Consider the following 18,295-nt stretch of genomic DNA (forward strand, 5'->3'; position numbering starts at 1 on the left):
GCAACGATGAAGAGCAGCGCGCGGCGCATTGCGCGCATTGCGGGCCTGCTGCTGGCGGGCGCCGTGCTGGCCGGTTGCGCCGGCATTCCCGGCCCCAATCCACGCGACCCGCTCGAGCCTCTCAACCGCAAGACGATGGAATTCAACGACAAGGTCGATTCAGTCGTACTCCGGCCCGCGGCGACCATTTACCGCGAGAGCGTGCCGCCGCTGGTGCGCACCGGCGTCGCCAACTTCTTCGGCAACCTGCAGGATGTCTGGACCCTCGTCAACAGCCTGCTGCAGTTGCGCTTCCAGGACGCGGGCGACAGCCTCTCGCGCGTCCACGTCAACACGATCGTGGGCCTGGGCGGCCTCTTCGACATCGCCAGCGACCTGAACATCGAGAAGCACCACGAAGATTTCGGCCAGACGCTGGGCCGCTGGGGCGTGCCTGCGGGCCCCTATATCGTGCTGCCGCTGCTGGGCCCGTCCACGCTGCGCGACACCCTGGCGCTGCCGGTCGACACCAAGGGCGACCTCGTCTGGCGGATGCCGCACACGGATGAGCGTACGTCACTGTATGTGTTGCGCGCGATCGACCGGCGGTCCAACCTGCTGCGTGTGGGCGGCCTGATCGACCAGGCGGCACTCGACAAGTACAGTTTCACGCGCGATGCCTACCTGCAGCGACGTCAGGCGGAGGTGTTCGATTTCAAGCAGTCCGACACCGACGGTGCCGAGCCCAGTCCGGATGAGGGCCAGATTCCGCCTGTCGAGCCCGCTGCCCCGCCAGGCCAACCGGCATCGGCTCCCGCGCGTTAAGGTTGCAGGGAACCCCGTCCGACGGGGGCGCTCCAACCCTGTTCAGTTTCGAAAGGAAGTAGATTTTGAAAAGACGAACCTTTGCCCGTTGGGCCGCCTGCATCGCGGCGGTGGCTGCTTTCGGCCTGCCGCAGTGGGCGCTCGCCGACGAGGCACCGGACGCCTTCATCAAGCGCCTCTCGGACGAGGTGATGGGCGCCATCAAGTCGGACGACAAGATCCGGGCCGGCGACACCCACCGCATCCTCGCGCTGGTGAACTCCAAGATCATGCCCAACGTGGACTTCGCGCGCATGACGGCCGCCACCGTGGGCCCGGCCTGGCGCCAGGCCACGCCGGAACAGAAGCGCAAGCTCGAGGATGAATTCAAGGTCCTGCTGGTGCGCACCTACTCGGGCGCACTGTCGCAGGTGAACGACCAGACCATCGCCGTCAAGCCTTTGCGCGCCGCAGCCGACGACAAGGAAGTGGTGGTGCGCACGGAAATCCGCGGCCGGGGCGACCCGATCCAGCTCGATTACCGCCTGGAAAAGACACCGGGCGAAGGCGCGGGCTGGAAGATCTACAACCTGAACGTGCTGGGCGTCTGGATGGTGGAAACGTACCGCAACCAGTTCGCCGAGCTTGCCAACAGCAAGGGCATCGATGGCCTGATCGCCGCGCTGGAAGAGCGCAACCGGTCCAACGAAACGCCCACGCCGCCCCCGGGAACGCCCAAGCGGGGTTGACGCAGCGATGCTGGTGCTGCCCGCCGAATTGACGCACGAGCATGCGCCCGCCTGCGCGCGCATGCTCGCGCAGGCGCTGCGTTCGGAGACGGAAGGCACCGTGGTGGCCGACGCCGGATCGCTCGAACGTTTCGATTCGTCGGCACTCGCGGTGTTGCTCGATTGCCGGCGCGAGGCAATGGCCCGGGGCAAGTCGTTCGCCGTCGCGCACATGCCGGCGCGTCTGCGCGAGCTGGCGTCGGTGTACGGCGTGGCGCAACTGCTGCCCGCACGGGCCTGAGAGCCCCCTCGGCGGCGGCTTTCAGTCCTCGCCCGTAAAATCGCGGGTTCCCCATGCCCGCGATCTCGTTCCAGAACGTCACCAAGGTCTTTCCCTCGCGCGGGGGCGGCAGCTTCAAGGCGCTGGACGACGTCGGCTTCGACATCGAAGAAGGCGAGTTCTTCGGCCTGCTGGGTCCCAACGGCGCGGGCAAGACCACCCTGATCAGCATCCTCGCGGGCCTCGCCAAGGCCACCTCGGGCCGCGTCGCCGTGCAGGGCCACGACGTGCAGGCCGATTACGCGCAGGCGCGGCGCCAGCTGGGCGTCGTGCCGCAGGAACTGGTGTTCGACCCGTTCTTCAGCGTGCGCGAGACGCTCCGGATCCAGTCCGGCTACTTCGGCGTGAAGGACAACGACGACTGGATCGACGAGCTGCTCGCCAGCCTGGGCCTGGCCGACAAGGCCCATGCCAACATGCGCCAGCTCTCGGGCGGCATGAAACGGCGCGTGCTGGTCGCGCAGGCACTGGTGCACAAGCCGCCGGTCATCGTGCTGGACGAGCCCACGGCCGGTGTCGACGTCGAACTGCGCCAGACCCTGTGGCAGTTCATCGCCCGCCTGAACAAGCAGGGGCACACCGTGCTGCTCACGACCCATTACCTCGAGGAAGCCGAGGCGCTGTGCAACCGGATCGCGATGCTCAAGACCGGCCGCGTGGTGGCGCTGGAGCGCACCAGCGAACTGCTCAAGGCCGCCTCGAGCAACGTATTGCGATTCAAGATGGATTCGGCCCTGCCCGAGTCCTTCGCAGGCAAGGCGCGTGTGACCGGCCGCATCGTGCAGTTGCCTGCGCATGACGCGCACGAGATCGAGCAGTACCTCGCCGAGATCCGCCAGGCGGGCCTGCGCGTCGAGGACGTCGAAATCCGCAAGGCCGACCTCGAGGACGTGTTCCTGGACGTGATGTCCGAAAAGGCGGCCACGGCATGAGTGGTTGGGAAACCCTCTTCTACAAGGAGGTGCTGCGCTTCTGGAAGGTGAGTTTCCAGACGGTGGGCGCCCCCGTGCTCACGGCCGTCCTCTACATGCTGGTCTTCGGCCATGTCCTGCAAGGCACGAAGAACGTTTACGGCACCGTGGACTACAAGGCGTTCCTGGTGCCCGGGCTCGTGATGATGAGCGTGCTGCAGAACGCCTTCGCCAACAGTTCCTCGTCGCTGATCCAGAGCAAGATCACGGGCAACCTCGTGTTCCTGCTGCTCACGCCGCTGTCGCACTGGAGCTGGTTCCTCGCCTATGTCGGCGCCTCGATGGCGCGCGGCATCATGGTCGGCGTGGGCGTGTTCGTCGTGACGGTGATCTTCGGCCAGCCCGGGTTCGCCCAGCCGCTGTGGATCCTGGTGTTCGCGCTGCTCGGCTCGGCGATGATGGGGGCGCTGGGCCTGATCGCGGGCCTGTGGGCCGAGAAGTTCGATCAGATGGCCGCGTTCCAGAATTTCATCATCATGCCCATGACGTTCCTGTCGGGCGTGTTCTATTCGATCCACTCGCTGCCCGATTTCTGGCAGCGGGTGAGCCACCTGAACCCGTTCTTCTACATGATCGACGGCTTTCGTTACGGCTTCTTCGGCGTGAGCGATGTCTCCCCTTGGCTCAGCGTGGGAATCGTCGGCGTCGCAATGGTCGGGGTGGGCGCCGTGGCCGTCCACCTGCTTCGCATCGGCTACAAAATCCGGGCATGACTTCCAGCGAGCTCGAAACCATCATCGCCGCGGGCCTGCCCTGCGAGCACCTCGAAGTGACCGGGGACGGCCGCCACTGGGAAGCCGTCATCGTGTCGCCCGAATTCGAGGGCAAGCGCCTGATCCAGCGGCACCAGCGGGTCTATGCCACGCTGAGTGAGAGAATGAGGACCGACGAGGTCCACGCGCTGTCGATGCGGACCTTCACGCCCGCCGAGTGGGCGAGCGCCAGCCATCAACACTGACCGACATGGACAAGCTATTGATCCGCGGGGGCCGTGAGCTCCACGGCGAGGTCCGGATTTCCGGCGCGAAGAACGCCGCCCTGCCGGAGCTCTGCGCCGCCCTGCTCACCGACGAGCCCGTCGTCCTCGAGAACGTGCCACGCCTGCAGGACGTCGCGACCATGATCACGCTCATCAGGAACATGGGCGTGGCGGTGGAACGCGACGAGCAGCGGGTGCGCATCGACGCGGCGCCGCTGCACTTTCCCGAGGCACCCTACGAACTGGTGAAGACGATGCGCGCGTCCGTGCTGGCGCTCGGTCCGCTGCTCGCGCGTTTCGGCGAGGCCACGGTCTCGCTGCCCGGCGGCTGCGCGATCGGCTCGCGGCCGGTCGACCAGCACATCAAGGGCCTGCAGCAGATGGGCGCGGAGATCGTGGTCGAGCACGGCTACATGATCGCGAAGCTTCCCAAGGGCCGCGAGCGGCTGAAGGGCGCGAGCATCCGCACCGACATGATCACCGTGACCGGCACCGAGAACTTCCTGATGGCCGCCGCGCTGGCCGAAGGCGAGACGGTGCTGGAGAACGCGGCGCAGGAGCCGGAGATCACCGACCTGGCCGAGATGCTGATCAAGATGGGTGCGCGCATCGAAGGCCAGGGCACCGGCCGCATTACGATCCAGGGCGTGGAGAAGCTCCATGGCTGCACGCACCGGGTCGTCTCCGACCGCATCGAGACCGGCACCTTCCTGTGCGCCGTCGCGGCCACCGGCGGCGACATCCTGCTGCGCGGTGGTCGCGCCGACCATCTCGAGGCGGTGATCGACAAGCTGCGCGAGGCCGGTGCGGAAGTGAGCGCAGTCGAAGCCGGCATTCGTATCCGCTCGAAGGGGCGCCTGGCGGCCCAGAGCTTCCGCACCACCGAGTACCCCGGCTTTCCGACCGACATGCAGGCGCAGTTCATGACGCTCAACGTCGTCGCCAACGGCACGTCGAAGGTGGCCGAGACCATTTTCGAAAATCGCTTCATGCACGTGAACGAACTGGTGCGGCTGGGCGCGAAGATCGAGGTCGACGGCAAGTTCGCGCTGATCGAGGGCGTGGAGCGCCTGTCGGGCGCGAAGGTGATGGCGACCGACCTGCGCGCCTCCGCGTCGCTGGTGATCGCCGGGCTCGTCGCCGAAGGCGAGACGCAAGTCGACCGGGTGTACCACCTGGACCGCGGCTACGAGCAGATGGAAGAGAAACTGCGCGCCATCGGCGCCGACATCGAGCGGGCCAAGTGATGCTCACGCTCGCGCTGTCCAAGGGACGCATCTTCGACGAGACGATGCCGCTGCTGAGGGCCGCGGGCATCGAGGTGCTCGAGGACCCGGAGAAGTCGCGCAAGCTGATCCTCGCGACCAGCCGGCCCGACGTGCGCGTGGTGATCGTGCGCGCGAGCGACGTGCCGACCTATGTGCAGTACGGCGGCGCCGACCTCGGCGTGACGGGACTGGACACGCTGATCGAGCACAACGCGGGCTGGGGCGGCGCCACCGGCCTGTACCAGCCGCTGGACCTGCAGATCGCGAAATGTCGCGTCAGCGTCGCCGTGCGTTCGGATTTCGATTACGCCAACGCCGTTCGCCAGGGTTCGCGCCTGAAGGTCGCGACCAAGTACGTCAACATCTCGCGCGAGTTCTTCGCCGCCAAGGGCGTGCACGTCGACCTGATCAAGCTGTACGGCAGCATGGAACTGGCGCCGCTCACGGGACTGGCCGACGCGATCGTGGACCTCGTCTCGACGGGCAACACACTGAAGGCGAACCACCTCGTCGAGGTCGAACGCATCATGGACATCAGCTCGCGCCTGGTCGTGAACCAGGCCGCGCTGAAGCTCAAACAGGAAGCGATCCGCGGCGTGATCGACGCGTTCGCCGGCGCGATCGGGAAAGCCAAATGAACGGGACCGCCCGGCCGCTGCGCCTCGCCACCACCGAAGGGGACTTCGAGCAGCGATTCGCCCAGCGCCTGCACTGGTCCGCGGAAACCGACGCGGGCGTGGAGCAAGCCGTGGAGCGCATCCTCGCCGACGTGCGCAAGCGCGGCGATGCGGCGGTGCTGGAGTACACGGCGCGCTTCGACGGCGTCGACGCGAAGGACCTGCGCGCGCTCGAACTGCAGCCTGCCGAGCTGAAGGCGGCGTTCGAAGGCTTGCCCGCGAAGCAGCGCGACGCGCTGCAATCGGCCGCAGCGCGCGTGCGGAGCTACCACGAGGCCCAGAAGCGCGCGAGCGGCGAAAGCTGGTCGTACCGCGATGCCGATGGCACGCTGCTCGGGCAGAAGGTGACGCCGCTCGATCGAGTCGGCATCTACGTGCCCGGCGGCAAGGCGGCCTATCCCTCGTCGGTGCTGATGAACGCGATCCCGGCGCACGTCGCCGGCGTGGGCGAAATCGTGATGGTCGTGCCGACGCCGCGCGGCGAGAAGAACCCCCTGGTGCTCGCCGCCGCCCATGTCGCCGGCGTGCATCGCGCGTTCACGATCGGCGGTGCCCAGGCGGTCGGCGCGCTCGCCTGCGGCACGGCAACCGTCCCGCGCGTCGACAAGATCACCGGCCCGGGCAATGCCTACGTGGCCAGCGCGAAACGCCGCGTGTTCGGCCAGGTGGGCATCGACATGATCGCGGGGCCGAGCGAGATCCTCGTGCTGGCCGACGGCACCACCCCGCCCGACTGGGTCGCGATGGACCTGTTCTCGCAGGCCGAGCACGACGAACTCGCGCAGTCGATCCTGCTGTGTCCCGATTCGGACTACATCGCTCGTGTGCAGGCCGAAATCGACAAGTTGCTGCCGCAGATGCCGCGCGCGGAGATCATCGCGAAGTCGCTCGGCGGCCGCGGCGCGCTGATCCATACGCGCTCGATGGAAGAAGCCTGCGCGATCAGCAACCGCATCGCGCCCGAGCACCTGGAAATCGCGAGCCGCGAGCCGCACCGGTGGGAGCCGTTGCTCAAGCACGCCGGGGCGATCTTCCTTGGCGCGTTCACCAGCGAATCCCTGGGCGATTACTGCGCAGGCCCGAACCACGTGCTCCCCACCAGCAGCACGGCGCGCTTCTCGAGCCCGCTGGGCGTGTACGACTTCCAGAAACGCAGCAGCCTGATCGAGGTGAGCGAGGCGGGCGCGCAGGTGCTGGGCGCCATCGCGGCGGAGCTGGCTTACGGCGAAGGGCTGCAGGCGCATGCGCGCGCAGCCGAGATGAGACTGAAGAAATGAGCGAAGCGCTGACCCGGGCGAAGCAAGTGTTCCGGCAGGACGTGCAATCGATGCACGCCTATGCCATCCAGCCCTCGGCAGGGCTGATCAAGCTCGATGCGATGGAGAACCCGCACCGGCTGCCCCCGCAACTGCAGGCCGAACTGGGCGAGCGCCTCGGCGGGCTGGCACTGAACCGCTATCCGGGCGAGCGGGTGAACGACCTGCGCCGCGCGCTGGCGGCCCACGCCGGCATGCCCGAAGGCTACGACATCATGCTGGGCAACGGCTCCGACGAGATCATCTCGCTGATCGCCATGGCCTGCGACGTTCCGGGCGCCAGCATCCTCGCACCGGTGCCCGGCTTCGTGATGTACGAGATGAGCGCGAAGCTGCAGGGGCTCAGGTTCGTCGGCGTGCCGCTCACGCCGGATTTCGAGCTGGACGAGCGCGCGATGCTCGAGGCGATCCGCGAGCACCGGCCGGCGGTCATCTTCATCGCCTACCCGAACAACCCGACCGCCAATCTGTGGGACGATGCCGTGATCGAAAAGATCATCCAGGCTGCTCCGGGCCTGGTGGTCATCGACGAGGCCTACCAGCCGTTCTCCAGCCGCAGCTGGGCCGGGCGGCTGACCCGGCACGATCACGTGCTGCTCATGCGCACGATGAGCAAGTTCGGCCTGGCCGGCGTGCGCATCGGCTATCTCATCGGCAAGAAGGAGCTGGTGGGCGAGATCGACAAGGTGCGCCCGCCCTACAACATCAGCGTCCTGAACTGCGAATGCGCGCTCGTCGCGCTGGCGCATTCGGACGTCTTCGCGCGACAGGCGCGCGACCTGCGCGAGGAGCGCGAGCGGCTGCAAGGCGTTCTGCACACCGTTTCGGGCCTGAAGTCCTGGCCCAGCGATGCCAACATGATCCTGGTGCGCGTGCCGGACGCCGCAAAGACCTTCGAGGGCATGAAGACCCGCGGCGTGCTGGTCAAGAACGTTTCTAAAATGCATCCATTGCTGGCCAACTGCCTGCGCCTGACCGTCGGCACCCACGACGAGAACACGCGCATGATCGAGGCCTTGCTGGCATCCCTATGACCATTGCACGCACCGCCGAAATCGTCCGGAACACCGCGGAAACGAAGATCGCCGTGCGCGTGAACCTGGACGGCACGGGCCAGGCCAAGCTCTCGACGGGCATCGGCTTCTTCGACCATATGCTGGACCAGATCGCGCGTCACGGGCTGATCGACCTGGATATCCAGGCCGAGGGCGACCTGCACATCGACGGCCACCACACGGTGGAGGACGTCGGCATCACGCTCGGCCAGGCCGTGGCGAAGGCGATCGGGGACAAGAAGGGCATCCGCCGCTACGGTCATGCCTACGTGCCGCTGGACGAGGCGCTGTCGCGCGTGGTGATCGATTTCTCGGGCCGTCCGGGCCTTGTCATGAACGTGCCCTTCAAGAGCGGCATGATCGGCACCTTCGACACCCAGCTGGCACACGAGTTCTTCCAGGGCTTCGTCAACCATGCCTTCGTGACCCTGCACATCGACAACCTGCGCGGCGAGAACGCGCACCACCAGTGCGAGACCGTGTTCAAGGCCTTCGCCCGCGCGCTGCGGGCGGCGGTGGAGCTCGATCCGCGCGCGGCGGGCACCATTCCTTCGACGAAGGGATCGCTCTAGGGCGTTGGGCGATGAGGACGGTCGCGGTCGTCGACTATGGGATGGGCAACCTGCGTTCGGTGTCGAACGCGGTGCGCCATGTCGCGCAGGGCAGCCCCTTCGAGGTGATCGTCACCTCGCGTGCCGAAGAGGTGCGCGCAGCCGAACGCGTCGTGCTCCCGGGACAGGGGGCGATGCCCGACTGCATGCGCGAACTGCGCGACTCCGGCCTGCTGGAGCCGGTGCTCGAAGCCGCCGCCAGCAAGCCGCTGATGGGCGTATGTGTCGGCATGCAGATGATGCTCGATCGCAGCGAGGAAGGACCCACCGAAGGCCTGGGCCTGATCCATGGCGAGGTGATCAAGTTCGAACTGGCCGGAAAATTCCAGCCGGACGGCAGCCGCTACAAGGTGCCGCAAATGGGCTGGAACCGCGTCCTGCAGTCGCAGCCACACGCCCTGTGGGCGGGCGTGGCGGACGGCAGCTGGTTCTATTTCGTCCACAGCTTTTATGCCCGCCCGTCGGATGCGCGCCACAGCGTCGGCGAGGCCGAGTACGGCACGCGCTTTACCGCCGCCATCGCCCGCGATAATATTTTCGCCACCCAGTTCCATCCGGAGAAAAGCGCGGACCAAGGCTTGGCCCTTTATCGAAACTTCCTCCACTGGAACCCCTGAGCGCGGCGCCGTCCCCTGACGGCTTCCTCCCGCGCCCGCCCCCTATGCTCCTGATCCCCGCCATCGATCTCAAAGACGGACATTGCGTGCGCCTGAAGCAGGGCGACATGTCGCAGGCGACCACCTTCAGCGAAGACCCGGCGGCCATGGCGCGCCACTGGCTGGAAAAGGGTGCGCGCCGGCTGCACCTGGTGGACCTCAATGGCGCGTTCGCCGGCAAGCCGCAGAACTTCGCGGCCGTGAAGTCCATCCTCAAGGCCGTCGGCGACGACATCCCGGTGCAGCTGGGCGGCGGCATCCGCGACCTCGACACCATCGAGAAATACATCGACGGCGGGCTGCGCTACGTGATCATCGGAACGGCCGCGGTGAAGAACCCGGGCTTCCTCAAGGACGCCTGCACCGCGTTCGGCGGCCACGTGATCGTCGGGCTCGATGCGAAGGACGGCAAGGTCGCGACCGACGGCTGGAGCAAGCTCACCGGCCACGAGGTGGTCGACCTCGCGCGCAAGTTCGAGGACTGGGGTGTGGAGGCCATCGTCTACACCGACATCGGCCGCGACGGCATGCTCACCGGCATCAACATCGACGCGACGGTGAAGCTCGCGCAGGCGCTCACCATTCCGGTGATCGCTTCGGGCGGCCTGGCGGGCATCCCCGATATCGAAAAACTCTGCGCCGTGGAGGACGAAGGCATCGAGGCCGTGATCTGCGGCCGCGCGATCTATTCGGGCGACCTCGATTTCGTCAAGGCCCAGGCGCGCGCCGACGAACTCTCCGCGTAATGCTCGCCAAGCGCATCATCCCCTGCCTGGACGTCACCGGCGGCCGCGTCGTCAAGGGTGTCAACTTCGTGCAGCTGCGCGACGCGGGGGACCCGGTGGAAATCGCGGCGCGCTACAACGAACAGGGCGCCGACGAGATCACCTTCCTGGACATCACCGCCACCAGCGACGGGCGCGACCTGATCCTGCCGATCATCGAGGCCGTCGCGGCGCAGGTGTTCATCCCGCTCACCGTCGGCGGCGGCGTGCGCACGGTGGAAGACGTGCGGCGCCTGCTCAACGCCGGCGCGGACAAGACCAGTTTCAACTCCGCCGCGATCGCCAACCCCGACGTGATCGACGCGGCGTCGGGCAAGTACGGCGCGCAATGCATCGTGGTCGCGATCGACGCCAAGCGCCGTTCGGTCGACGACGAGAAGGCACGCGGTCCGGGCTGGGATGTGTACAGCCACGGCGGGCGCAAGAACACCGGGCTGGACGCGGTGCAGTGGGCCGTCGAAATGGCGCGTCGCGGCGCGGGCGAGATCCTGCTCACGAGCATGGACCGCGACGGCACCAAGACCGGCTTCGATCTGGGACTCACGCGCGCCGTGAGCGATGCGGTCCCCGTCCCGGTGATCGCCTCCGGTGGCGTCGGCAACCTGGAGCACCTGGCCGAAGGGGTGCAGCAGGGCGGCGCCGATGCCGTGCTGGCCGCCAGCATCTTCCACTACGGCGAATACACGGTCGGCCAGGCCAAGGCCCTGATGGCCCAGCGCGGCATCCCGATGCGGATGTGAGTCGCCTTGCGCCACAATAGGCGCATGGACTGGCTGGATGAAGTCAAGTGGGACGCGCAGGGGCTGGTGCCGGCGATCGCGCAAGAGGCCGCCACCGGCGACGTGCTCATGTTCGCGTGGATGGACCGGGAGGCCCTGAGGCTCACGGCCGAGACGGGTCGCGCCGTCTACCACAGCCGTTCGCGCGGGAAATTGTGGTTCAAGGGCGAGGAGTCGGGCCACGTGCAGACCGTGCACGAGATCCGCCTCGACTGCGACAACGATGTCGTGCTGCTGAAGGTCACGCAACTGGGCCACGACCCGTCGATCGCCTGCCACACCGGCCGCCACAGCTGCTTCTTCCAGTTGTACAAGAACGGCGCCTGGCACACGGTGGAGCCGGTGCTGAAGGACCCGGAAAAGATCTACAAGTGAGCACGTCTACCAACGATTCATTGGCCAAACTCGCCGCGGTGATCGAAAGCCGCAAGGGGGGCGATCCGGACCAGAGCTACGTCGCACGCCTGCTGTCGAAAGGCTCGGACGCGGTCCTCAAGAAGGTCGGCGAGGAAGCGACCGAAGTCGTCATGGCCGCCAAGGATGCGGACCACGGCGGCGACGCGGGGAAGCTCGTGTCGGAGGTCGCGGACCTCTGGTTCCACTGCATGATCGCGCTCGCGCGCTACGGACTGTCGCCGGCCGACGTGATCGCGGAACTCGAGCGGCGGGCCGGCACCAGCGGCATCGAAGAAAAAGCGCTGCGCAAGGTGCGCCAGCGCGAGCAAGGAGGGGAGTGAAATGGCCCAGACCGATTACGCCGAGTTCGAGATGAAGACGCCGGCCGACCGCAGCACGATGCACGTGCTGTACGGCCTGCACACCGTGGCGCCGTTCACGATGTGGTCGCTGGCGGTGGTGGCGCTGGTGATCAACTACATCAAGCGCGCCGACGAGCATGACGCCCTGTACGCCGCGCACCACAGCTACATGATCGCCACGTTCTGGTGGACGATGCTGTGGCTGGTGGTGACCGGGCCGCTGTGGCTGTTGTTCGTCGTGCCCGGCTGGATCGCCTACAGCATCGTCGGGCTCTGGTACATCTACCGCTGCGTGCGCGGCTGGCTGCGGTTCAACGACCACCGCCCGCCCCAGTGAATGCAGTGAATCCTTCACGGAACCCGACAACAATGCACACCGACCCGAACTGCATCTTCTGCAAGATCGCGCAAGGCCAGATCCCCTCGCGCAAGGTCCACGAGGACGACGAGATGGTCGTCATCCACGACATCAACCCGTGGGCGCCCGTGCATTTCCTCATGCTGCCGAAGGAGCACATCCCCTCGATGGCGCAGGTCGAGGAGCGCCACGCGCCACTGCTGGGCCGGATGATGGCGCTGGCGCCGAAATTGGCCGTCAGGGAAGGCTGCCGCCCGTACCCCGAGGGCGGCTACCGGATCGTCGTGAACACCGGCGATGACGGCGGCCAGGAAGTGCACCACCTCCACATCCACGTGTTCGGCGGCCCCCGCCCGTGGAAAAAAGGCTGAGCTGCAACGCCCCGTAGCAGCGGAGGTTGAACCTTGGGCGCGGACTAGAATCGCACCCAACAGTCAGGAGAGATTTCCATGGGTTCCTTTTCCATCTGGCATTGGCTGATCGTCCTTGTCATCGTCCTTCTCGTGTTCGGCACCAAGAAACTGCGCAACCTCGGCTCGGACCTGGGCGGCGCGGTGAAGGGCTTCAAGGACGGCCTGCGCGACGGCCAGGCGCCCGAGACGCCGGTGCCGCCGCAAACGCAGAACCAGGTCACGTCGTCGCAGCAGCCGCCGTCCGACCGCACGATCGACGTCGAAGCCAAGAACCGTTCGTGACGCGGGCGCGAGGCGCGCGCGCTGACTCGAAAGAATGATCGACCTCGGCATCGAGAAGATGATGGTGATCGGCGCCGTGGCGCTGATCGTGATCGGGCCCGAAAAGCTCCCGAGGGTCGCGCGCACCGTCGGCGCACTGATCGGCAAGGCCCAGCGCTACGTCAACGACGTGAAGGCGGAGGTCAACCGCTCGATCGAGCTCGAGGAGCTCAAGAAGATGAAGACCGAGGTCGAAAGCGCCGCCCGCGACGTCGAGACCTCGATCCATTCCGGCGTGCGCGACATCGAGCGCGAGCTGAGCGACGCCGCGGCCGTGGCGACGGGCGCGTCCGCCGCCTTGCCCGACGCGACACAGATCGTCTATCCCGAGTACCGCCACCCGAAGAAGAAATGGCGGCTCAAGCAGGGCGCCACCCCGCAGTGGTACAAGGCCCGCAACGGCATCCGCACCAAGGCCCTGTCGGGCGCGGCGCGCGTGGCGCGTTACCGTCCGCAGAAATACAACTAGACCGAGCACATGGCCGATCCCGATGACGAGCTCGCGGGGACCGAGCAGCCTTTCGTCGCCCACCTGGTCGAACTGCGCGACCGCCTGATCAAGGCGGCGATCGCAGTCGCCATCGTCGCGGGCGCCCTCTTCGTGTACCCGGGTCCGGCCCAGCTGTACGACTTCCTGGCCGCGCCGCTGGTGGCGAACCTCCCGCAAGGGGCGACGCTGATCGCCACGTCGGTGATCTCGCCTTTCCTGGTGCCGCTGAAGATCCTGCTCATGACCGCTTTCCTCGGTGCGCTGCCGGTGGTGCTGTACCAGGCCTGGGCGTTCATCGCGCCGGGCCTGTACACCCACGAGAAGAAGCTCGTGCTGCCACTGGTGGTTTCCAGCACCCTGCTGTTCTTCCTGGGCGTGGCGTTCTGCTATTTCTTCGTCTTCGGGCGGGTGTTCCACTTCATCCAGCAGTTCGCCCCCAAGAGCATCACGGCGGCGCCGGACATCGAGGCCTATCTCGGGTTCGTGCTCACGATGTTCCTCGCCTTCGGTGCGGCCTTCGAAGTCCCGATCGTGGTCGTCGTGCTGGCGCGCATGGGCGTGGTGCCGGTGCACAAGCTCAAGGAGTTCCGCTCCTACTTCATCGTGGTCGCTTTCGTCATCGCGGCGGTGATCACGCCGCCCGACCTGGTGTCGCAGTTCGCGCTCGCCATTCCGATGATCCTGTTGTACGAGGTGGGCCTGTGGGCCGCGCAGGTGTTCATCAAGCACACGCAGGCGCCGGAAGAACAAGCGCCGGTCGTCAACAAGTAGGCTGGGAGCCTAGGCTCCTAACGTCGCTGGCCGGGGCGCCCGCGCGGTCGCAGGCCCGGGGTCACCGTGAGGTCGAGCGATTCGTCGCGGCGCTGCACCCGGAATTTCGCGGGCGTGCCAGGCTTGAGCGCGGCGACGTTGGTCATCAGTTCCGACACATTGGCGATCGGCTTGTCGCCCAGTCGGACGATCACGTCGCCGGGACGGATGCCGGCCTGCGCGGCCGGCCCGCTCTGCAGCACACCGGTGATCAGCACACCCGAGTTCGCCTTCACACCGAAGGTTTCCATCAGTTCGGGTGACAGGTCCGCCGGCTCGACCCCGATGTAGCCGCGCTTCACGCTGCCTTCCTTCACGATGCCCTCGAGCACCTGGCGCGCGGTATTCACGGGAATCGCGAAGCCGATGCCCATGCTGCCGCCCGAGCGCGAGTAGATCGCGGTGTTGATCCCCATCAGCGCGCCGTTCACGTCGACCAGCGCGCCGCCCGAGTTGCCGGGATTGATCGCCGCGTCGGTCTGGATGAAGTTCTCGAACTCGTTGATGCCGAGCTGGTTGCGGCCGAGCGCACTGACGATGCCGGCCGTCACGGTCTGCCCGACGCCGAACGGGTTGCCGATGGCGAGCACCTGGTCGCCCACCTGCAGCGCATCGGAGTTGCCGAGCATGATCACGGGCAGTCGATCGAGTGCGATCTTGAGGATGGCCAGGTCCGTGTCCGGGTCCGTGCCGATCACCTTGCCGCGCGCGCGGCGGCTGTCGTTGAGCACGACCTCGATCTCGTCGGCGCCTTCGACCACGTGGTTGTTGGTGAGGACGTAGCCGTCGCCGCTCATGATCACGCCGCTGCCCAGGCCGGCCACCGGCTCGCTGCCCTGTTCACCGAAAAAGAAGCGGTACCACGGGTCGTTGAGCTGCGGGTTGCGTTCCGGCGTCTTCAGGGTGTTGATGCTCACCACGGCCGCCGAGGCTTTCTGGGCGGCAACGCGCAGGCTGCCGGCAGGCGGCGGGCCGCTGATGGTGGTCGGCACGGACGGCGCCTCCACCATCGATACGCCGGGACCGGTGCTGCGTGCGCCGCGGCCGATCCAGTCGGGCTTGAGCGTCGCCACGACGAAGTACGCCGCGAGCAGGACCGTGACCGATTGCGAGAAGAGCAGCCAGAAGCGACGCATTCAGCCTCCGCACGGCCGCCCGAAGGAGGCTGAGGCCCCCTCGGGGGGCAGCGGATTACACGAAGTGAAGGAGCGTGGGGGCATCGTTGCTGCAAGTGTAGACTTCCCCGCATCCGATCCGACATGGCCAGCGCGCAAGAACTCCTGCAGGCATTCGATGCCCTCCTGCAACCCGAGCGCTTCAAGGACTACGGGCCCAACGGCCTGCAGGTGGAAGGCAAGCCCGAGGTGCGACGGCTCGTCTCCGGGGTCACGGCCAGCCGTGCCCTGATCGAGGCGGCGATTGGCGCGCGGGCCGACGCGATCTTCGTGCACCACGGGCTGTTCTGGCGCGGCCAGGACGGGCGCGTGACCGGCTGGCTGAAGCAGCGCCTCTCACTGCTGCTCGCGCACGACGTCAACCTCTTCGCCTACCACCTGCCGCTGGACGCACAGCCCCAATTCGGCAACAACGCGCAGCTCGGCGTTCAGCTGGCCCTGGTCGCGGGCTCGCGTTTCGGTGACCAGGACTTGGGATTCATCGGCGAGCGCGCGGACGGCGGCGCGTTCGCCGATGCGAAGGCACTGGCCTCGCATGTCGACGGCGCGCTGCGCGTGGCCTCGCGCTGGATCGACGGCGGCCGCGCGCCGATCCGGCGCATCGCCTGGTGCACGGGCGGCGCGCAGGGCTATTTCGAAGCCGCGATTGCGGCGGGCGCCGATGCGTTCATCACCGGCGAGCTGTCGGAGCCGCAGGCGCACTATGCGCGCGAATGCGGCGTGACCTTCATCGCCTGCGGCCACCATGCGAGCGAACGGTACGGCGCGCCCGCGACGGCCGGGCAGGTCGCGGCGCAGCTCGGCATCGAGCACCAGTTCATCGAGATCGACAACCCCGCATGAAAAAGCTGCCGGTCGCGATCACCATGGGCGATGCGGCGGGCATCGGGCCCGAGATCATCGCCAAGGCCTTCCGCGAGCATGCGGACGTCACCCGCGCATGCTTCGTGGCGGGCCATGTCGAAGCCATCCGCCGCGGCGCGCAGGCGATCGCGAAGCAGGGGGAGCCGGGCCTGCCTGTCGCGATCATCGACGATCCGCGCGAAGCCTTCGCCGTGCCGCCCCGTTGCATTCCCGTGCTGCCGGTGGCGCAACTCGATGCGCTGCCGGCTTGGGGCGAGGTGAGCGCCGGTGCGGGCCGGGCCGCCGCCGACAGTGTGGTGTGGGCAGCGCGCGCCGCGCTGCACGGCGAGATCGCCGCGATCGTGACGGCCCCGCTGCACAAGGAGGCGCTCGCGGCGGCCGGCCTGCCGTTCCCCGGCCACACCGAACTGCTGCAGGCCGAAGCGGCGACGCATCTGGGCAAGGACACGCGCGACGTGCCGGTGCGCATGATGCTGGCCAACGACGAATTGCGCACCGTGCTCGTGAGCATCCACATGTCGCTGCGCGACGCGATCGCCGCCGTGACGTTCGACAACGTGCTGGGAACGCTGCGCATCGCGCAGGAGTCGCTGACGCGCGCGCTGGGCCGGGCGCCGCGCATCGGCGTCGCGGGACTGAACCCGCATGCGGGCGAGGCGGGCCTGTTCGGCCGCGAGGAAATCGAGGTGATCGCGCCGGCGATCGGGGCCGCGCGCAAGGAGGGCATCGAAGCGCACGGCCCGGTCGCGCCGGACACCGTGTTCATGCGTGCGCGCCGCGGCGAATTCGACGTGGTGGTCGCGATGTACCACGACCAGGGGCTGATCCCGGTGAAGTACCTCGGCGTCGAAAAGGGCGTGAACGTCACGCTGGGGCTGCCGCTGGTGCGAACCAGCCCGGATCACGGGACCGCGTTCGACATCGCCGGGACGGGGCGCGCCGACGAGGCGAGCCTCGTCGAGGCGATCCGCGTGGCGAAAGCCCTTAGCGCGACCTGAGCGAGTCGCGGATTTCGCGCAGCAGCTGGATGTCTTCGGGCGGCGCGACGGGCGCGGCCGTGCCGGCCTGCTTCTCCACTTCCTGCTGGCGGCGCAGGCTGTTGATCGCGCGCACCATCATGAAGATGATGAAGGCGAGGATCAGGAAATTCACCACGATGCTGATGAAGCTGCCGTAGGCCAGCACGGGCACGCCGGCCTTCTTTAGGTCGGCCAGCGTCTGGCCCACGCCCGGCGGCACGTTTCCCAGCACGATGAAGTGGCTCGAGAAGTCGAGCGAGCCGAAGATGCGGCCGACGATCGGCATGATGACGTCGCCCACCAGCGAGTCCACGATCTTCGAGAACGCGGCACCGATGATCACGCCCACCGCGAGGTCCACGACGTTGCCTTTGACGGCGAAATCCCGAAACTCCTTCAGCATGCCCATGCGTGCACTCCTTTGGTTCGAAGAGCCGAAGTATGCGGTCCAGCAACACGGCCAGCGTTGAATCCGAGAGACGCGCTCAGATACAATCGCGGGTTGACCCTGATAAGCACAATCCCGAGGACCCCCATGAGTGACACTCCCATGGACGCCAGCAAGCGAACCTGGCTGATCGCGTCCAGCTGCGCCGGCGCGATTGGTGCCGGATTCGTGGCCGTTCCCTTCGTGAGCAGCTTCGAGCCCTCCGAGCGCGCGAAAGCCGCCGGCGCTCCCGTGGAAGTGGACATTTCCGCGCTGAAGCCGGGCGAGAAGATGACCGTGGAGTGGCGCGGCAAGCCGGTGTGGATCGTCAAGCGCACGCCCGAGGAAGTGGCGAATCTCGCCAAGCACGACGCCGAACTGGCCGACCCGCAGTCCAAGCGCAAGCCCGACGAACTCACGCCCGCGTACGCGCGCAACGAGGCGCGCTCGATCAAGCCGGAGATCCTCGTGGTGGTGGGCATCTGCACGCACCTGGGCTGCTCGCCCACCGACCGTTTCGTGCCGGGTCCGCAGCCTTCGCTGCCGGACGACTGGCCGGGCGGCTTCCTCTGCCCCTGCCACGGCTCGACCTTCGACCTGGCCGGCCGTGTGTTCAAGAACAAGCCCGCACCGGACAACCTCGAGGTGCCCCCGCACAAGTACATGTCCGACACGCGCCTGCTGATCGGCGAAGACAACAAGGCTTGAGGGA

At 67.2% G+C, this 18,295-nt stretch carries 26 protein-coding genes; 24 read left to right on the forward strand and 2 right to left on the reverse strand.

Translation table 11 applies throughout. From position 1 onward, the window contains the following. Positions 1-6 precede the first annotated feature (6 nt). From AC3EF3_RS02020 to tatC, 21 genes are all read left to right on the forward strand, one after another. Entirely contained in the window at positions 7-804 is a 798-nt protein-coding gene (locus tag AC3EF3_RS02020) for an MlaA family lipoprotein (protein ID WP_488530490.1), read from the forward strand. Between the two features lie 62 nt (positions 805-866). Further along, a complete protein-coding gene (locus tag AC3EF3_RS02025) occupies positions 867-1,532 on the forward strand; it encodes an MlaC/ttg2D family ABC transporter substrate-binding protein (protein WP_488533715.1) in 666 nt (221 codons plus the stop codon). A 7-nt stretch (positions 1,533-1,539) separates the two neighbouring features. After that, on the forward strand, positions 1,540-1,812 hold the full coding sequence (locus AC3EF3_RS02030) for an STAS domain-containing protein (RefSeq protein WP_488530491.1): 273 nt from the start codon (positions 1,540-1,542) through the stop codon (positions 1,810-1,812). A 53-nt stretch (positions 1,813-1,865) separates the two neighbouring features. Further along, positions 1,866-2,783, forward strand: a complete 918-nt coding sequence (locus AC3EF3_RS02035) for an ABC transporter ATP-binding protein (protein ID WP_488530492.1) — start codon at positions 1,866-1,868, stop codon at positions 2,781-2,783. After that, on the forward strand, positions 2,780-3,535 hold the full coding sequence (locus tag AC3EF3_RS02040; RefSeq protein ID WP_488530493.1) for an ABC transporter permease: 756 nt from the start codon (positions 2,780-2,782) through the stop codon (positions 3,533-3,535). The genes AC3EF3_RS02035 and AC3EF3_RS02040 overlap by 4 nt, the downstream gene beginning before the upstream one ends. Continuing rightward, positions 3,532-3,780, forward strand: a complete 249-nt coding sequence (locus AC3EF3_RS02045; protein ID WP_488530494.1) for a BolA family protein — start codon at positions 3,532-3,534, stop codon at positions 3,778-3,780. Before AC3EF3_RS02040 ends, AC3EF3_RS02045 begins: the two co-directional genes overlap by 4 nt. 5 nt (positions 3,781-3,785) lie before the next feature. Next, positions 3,786-5,048: a UDP-N-acetylglucosamine 1-carboxyvinyltransferase gene (gene murA / locus AC3EF3_RS02050; RefSeq protein WP_488530495.1), complete on the forward strand. Its 1,263-nt coding sequence runs from the start codon at positions 3,786-3,788 to the stop codon at positions 5,046-5,048. Then, positions 5,048-5,707 (forward strand): ATP phosphoribosyltransferase, encoded by a 660-nt coding sequence (gene hisG / locus AC3EF3_RS02055; protein WP_488533716.1) that lies wholly within the window; start codon positions 5,048-5,050, stop codon positions 5,705-5,707. The genes murA and hisG overlap by 1 nt, the downstream gene beginning before the upstream one ends. Further along, positions 5,704-7,023: a histidinol dehydrogenase gene (hisD, locus tag AC3EF3_RS02060; protein WP_488530496.1), complete on the forward strand. Its 1,320-nt coding sequence runs from the start codon at positions 5,704-5,706 to the stop codon at positions 7,021-7,023. The genes hisG and hisD overlap by 4 nt, the downstream gene beginning before the upstream one ends. Next, positions 7,020-8,096 (forward strand): histidinol-phosphate transaminase, encoded by a 1,077-nt coding sequence (gene hisC, locus AC3EF3_RS02065; protein WP_488530497.1) that lies wholly within the window; start codon positions 7,020-7,022, stop codon positions 8,094-8,096. The genes hisD and hisC overlap by 4 nt, the downstream gene beginning before the upstream one ends. After that, positions 8,093-8,689, forward strand: a complete 597-nt coding sequence (gene hisB / locus AC3EF3_RS02070) for an imidazoleglycerol-phosphate dehydratase HisB (RefSeq protein WP_488530498.1) — start codon at positions 8,093-8,095, stop codon at positions 8,687-8,689. Before hisC ends, hisB begins: the two co-directional genes overlap by 4 nt. 11 nt (positions 8,690-8,700) lie before the next feature. Beyond that, positions 8,701-9,345 (forward strand): imidazole glycerol phosphate synthase subunit HisH, encoded by a 645-nt coding sequence (gene hisH / locus AC3EF3_RS02075; protein WP_488530499.1) that lies wholly within the window; start codon positions 8,701-8,703, stop codon positions 9,343-9,345. Positions 9,346-9,389: 44 nt separating this feature from the next. Next, positions 9,390-10,130, forward strand: a complete 741-nt coding sequence (hisA, locus tag AC3EF3_RS02080; protein WP_488530500.1) for a 1-(5-phosphoribosyl)-5-[(5-phosphoribosylamino)methylideneamino]imidazole-4-carboxamide isomerase — start codon at positions 9,390-9,392, stop codon at positions 10,128-10,130. Further along, positions 10,130-10,909 (forward strand): imidazole glycerol phosphate synthase subunit HisF, encoded by a 780-nt coding sequence (gene hisF, locus AC3EF3_RS02085; RefSeq protein ID WP_488530501.1) that lies wholly within the window; start codon positions 10,130-10,132, stop codon positions 10,907-10,909. The genes hisA and hisF overlap by 1 nt, the downstream gene beginning before the upstream one ends. A gap of 24 nt (positions 10,910-10,933) precedes the next feature. Then, entirely contained in the window at positions 10,934-11,323 is a 390-nt protein-coding gene (gene hisI / locus AC3EF3_RS02090; protein ID WP_488530502.1) for a phosphoribosyl-AMP cyclohydrolase, read from the forward strand. Continuing rightward, positions 11,320-11,685 carry a phosphoribosyl-ATP diphosphatase gene (locus tag AC3EF3_RS02095; protein ID WP_488530503.1) on the forward strand — a complete coding sequence of 122 codons (366 nt, stop codon included), beginning with the start codon at positions 11,320-11,322 and terminating at the stop codon, positions 11,683-11,685. Before hisI ends, AC3EF3_RS02095 begins: the two co-directional genes overlap by 4 nt. 1 nt (position 11,686) lies before the next feature. Continuing rightward, a complete protein-coding gene (locus AC3EF3_RS02100; protein WP_488530504.1) occupies positions 11,687-12,043 on the forward strand; it encodes a DUF4870 family protein in 357 nt (118 codons plus the stop codon). A 32-nt stretch (positions 12,044-12,075) separates the two neighbouring features. Next, positions 12,076-12,435 (forward strand): histidine triad nucleotide-binding protein, encoded by a 360-nt coding sequence (locus tag AC3EF3_RS02105; protein ID WP_488530505.1) that lies wholly within the window; start codon positions 12,076-12,078, stop codon positions 12,433-12,435. A 78-nt stretch (positions 12,436-12,513) separates the two neighbouring features. Beyond that, positions 12,514-12,759, forward strand: a complete 246-nt coding sequence (gene tatA / locus AC3EF3_RS02110; RefSeq protein WP_488530506.1) for a Sec-independent protein translocase subunit TatA — start codon at positions 12,514-12,516, stop codon at positions 12,757-12,759. Between the two features lie 34 nt (positions 12,760-12,793). Next, a complete protein-coding gene (tatB, locus tag AC3EF3_RS02115; protein WP_488530507.1) occupies positions 12,794-13,267 on the forward strand; it encodes a Sec-independent protein translocase protein TatB in 474 nt (157 codons plus the stop codon). Positions 13,268-13,276: 9 nt separating this feature from the next. Beyond that, positions 13,277-14,059, forward strand: coding sequence for a twin-arginine translocase subunit TatC (gene tatC, locus AC3EF3_RS02120; protein ID WP_488530508.1), 783 nt, complete (start codon positions 13,277-13,279; stop codon positions 14,057-14,059). Positions 14,060-14,076: 17 nt separating this feature from the next. Here tatC and AC3EF3_RS02125 read toward each other — a convergent pair whose 3' ends face one another. Next, the gene (locus AC3EF3_RS02125; protein ID WP_488530509.1) at positions 14,077-15,234 is read right to left on the reverse strand and encodes a S1C family serine protease; all 1,158 of its coding nucleotides are present in this window, start codon (positions 15,232-15,234) and stop codon (positions 14,077-14,079) included. Positions 15,235-15,357: 123 nt separating this feature from the next. Between AC3EF3_RS02125 and AC3EF3_RS02130 the strand changes: the two genes are divergently transcribed. Both AC3EF3_RS02130 and pdxA read left to right on the forward strand, forming a co-directional pair. Continuing rightward, positions 15,358-16,116 carry a Nif3-like dinuclear metal center hexameric protein gene (locus tag AC3EF3_RS02130; protein ID WP_488530510.1) on the forward strand — a complete coding sequence of 253 codons (759 nt, stop codon included), beginning with the start codon at positions 15,358-15,360 and terminating at the stop codon, positions 16,114-16,116. Beyond that, positions 16,113-17,135: a 4-hydroxythreonine-4-phosphate dehydrogenase PdxA gene (gene pdxA / locus AC3EF3_RS02135; RefSeq protein ID WP_488530511.1), complete on the forward strand. Its 1,023-nt coding sequence runs from the start codon at positions 16,113-16,115 to the stop codon at positions 17,133-17,135. Before AC3EF3_RS02130 ends, pdxA begins: the two co-directional genes overlap by 4 nt. Here the strand turns inward: pdxA and mscL are convergent. After that, positions 17,122-17,565: a large conductance mechanosensitive channel protein MscL gene (gene mscL, locus AC3EF3_RS02140; RefSeq protein WP_488530512.1), complete on the reverse strand. Its 444-nt coding sequence runs from the start codon at positions 17,563-17,565 to the stop codon at positions 17,122-17,124. The genes pdxA and mscL overlap by 14 nt on opposite strands. A gap of 126 nt (positions 17,566-17,691) precedes the next feature. On the opposite strand from mscL, the gene petA reads away from it, so the two are divergent. Continuing rightward, on the forward strand, positions 17,692-18,291 hold the full coding sequence (gene petA, locus AC3EF3_RS02145; protein WP_488530513.1) for a ubiquinol-cytochrome c reductase iron-sulfur subunit: 600 nt from the start codon (positions 17,692-17,694) through the stop codon (positions 18,289-18,291). Positions 18,292-18,295: the final 4 nt, after the last annotated feature.

Source organism: Ramlibacter sp. GS1-15, assembly GCF_057785015.1.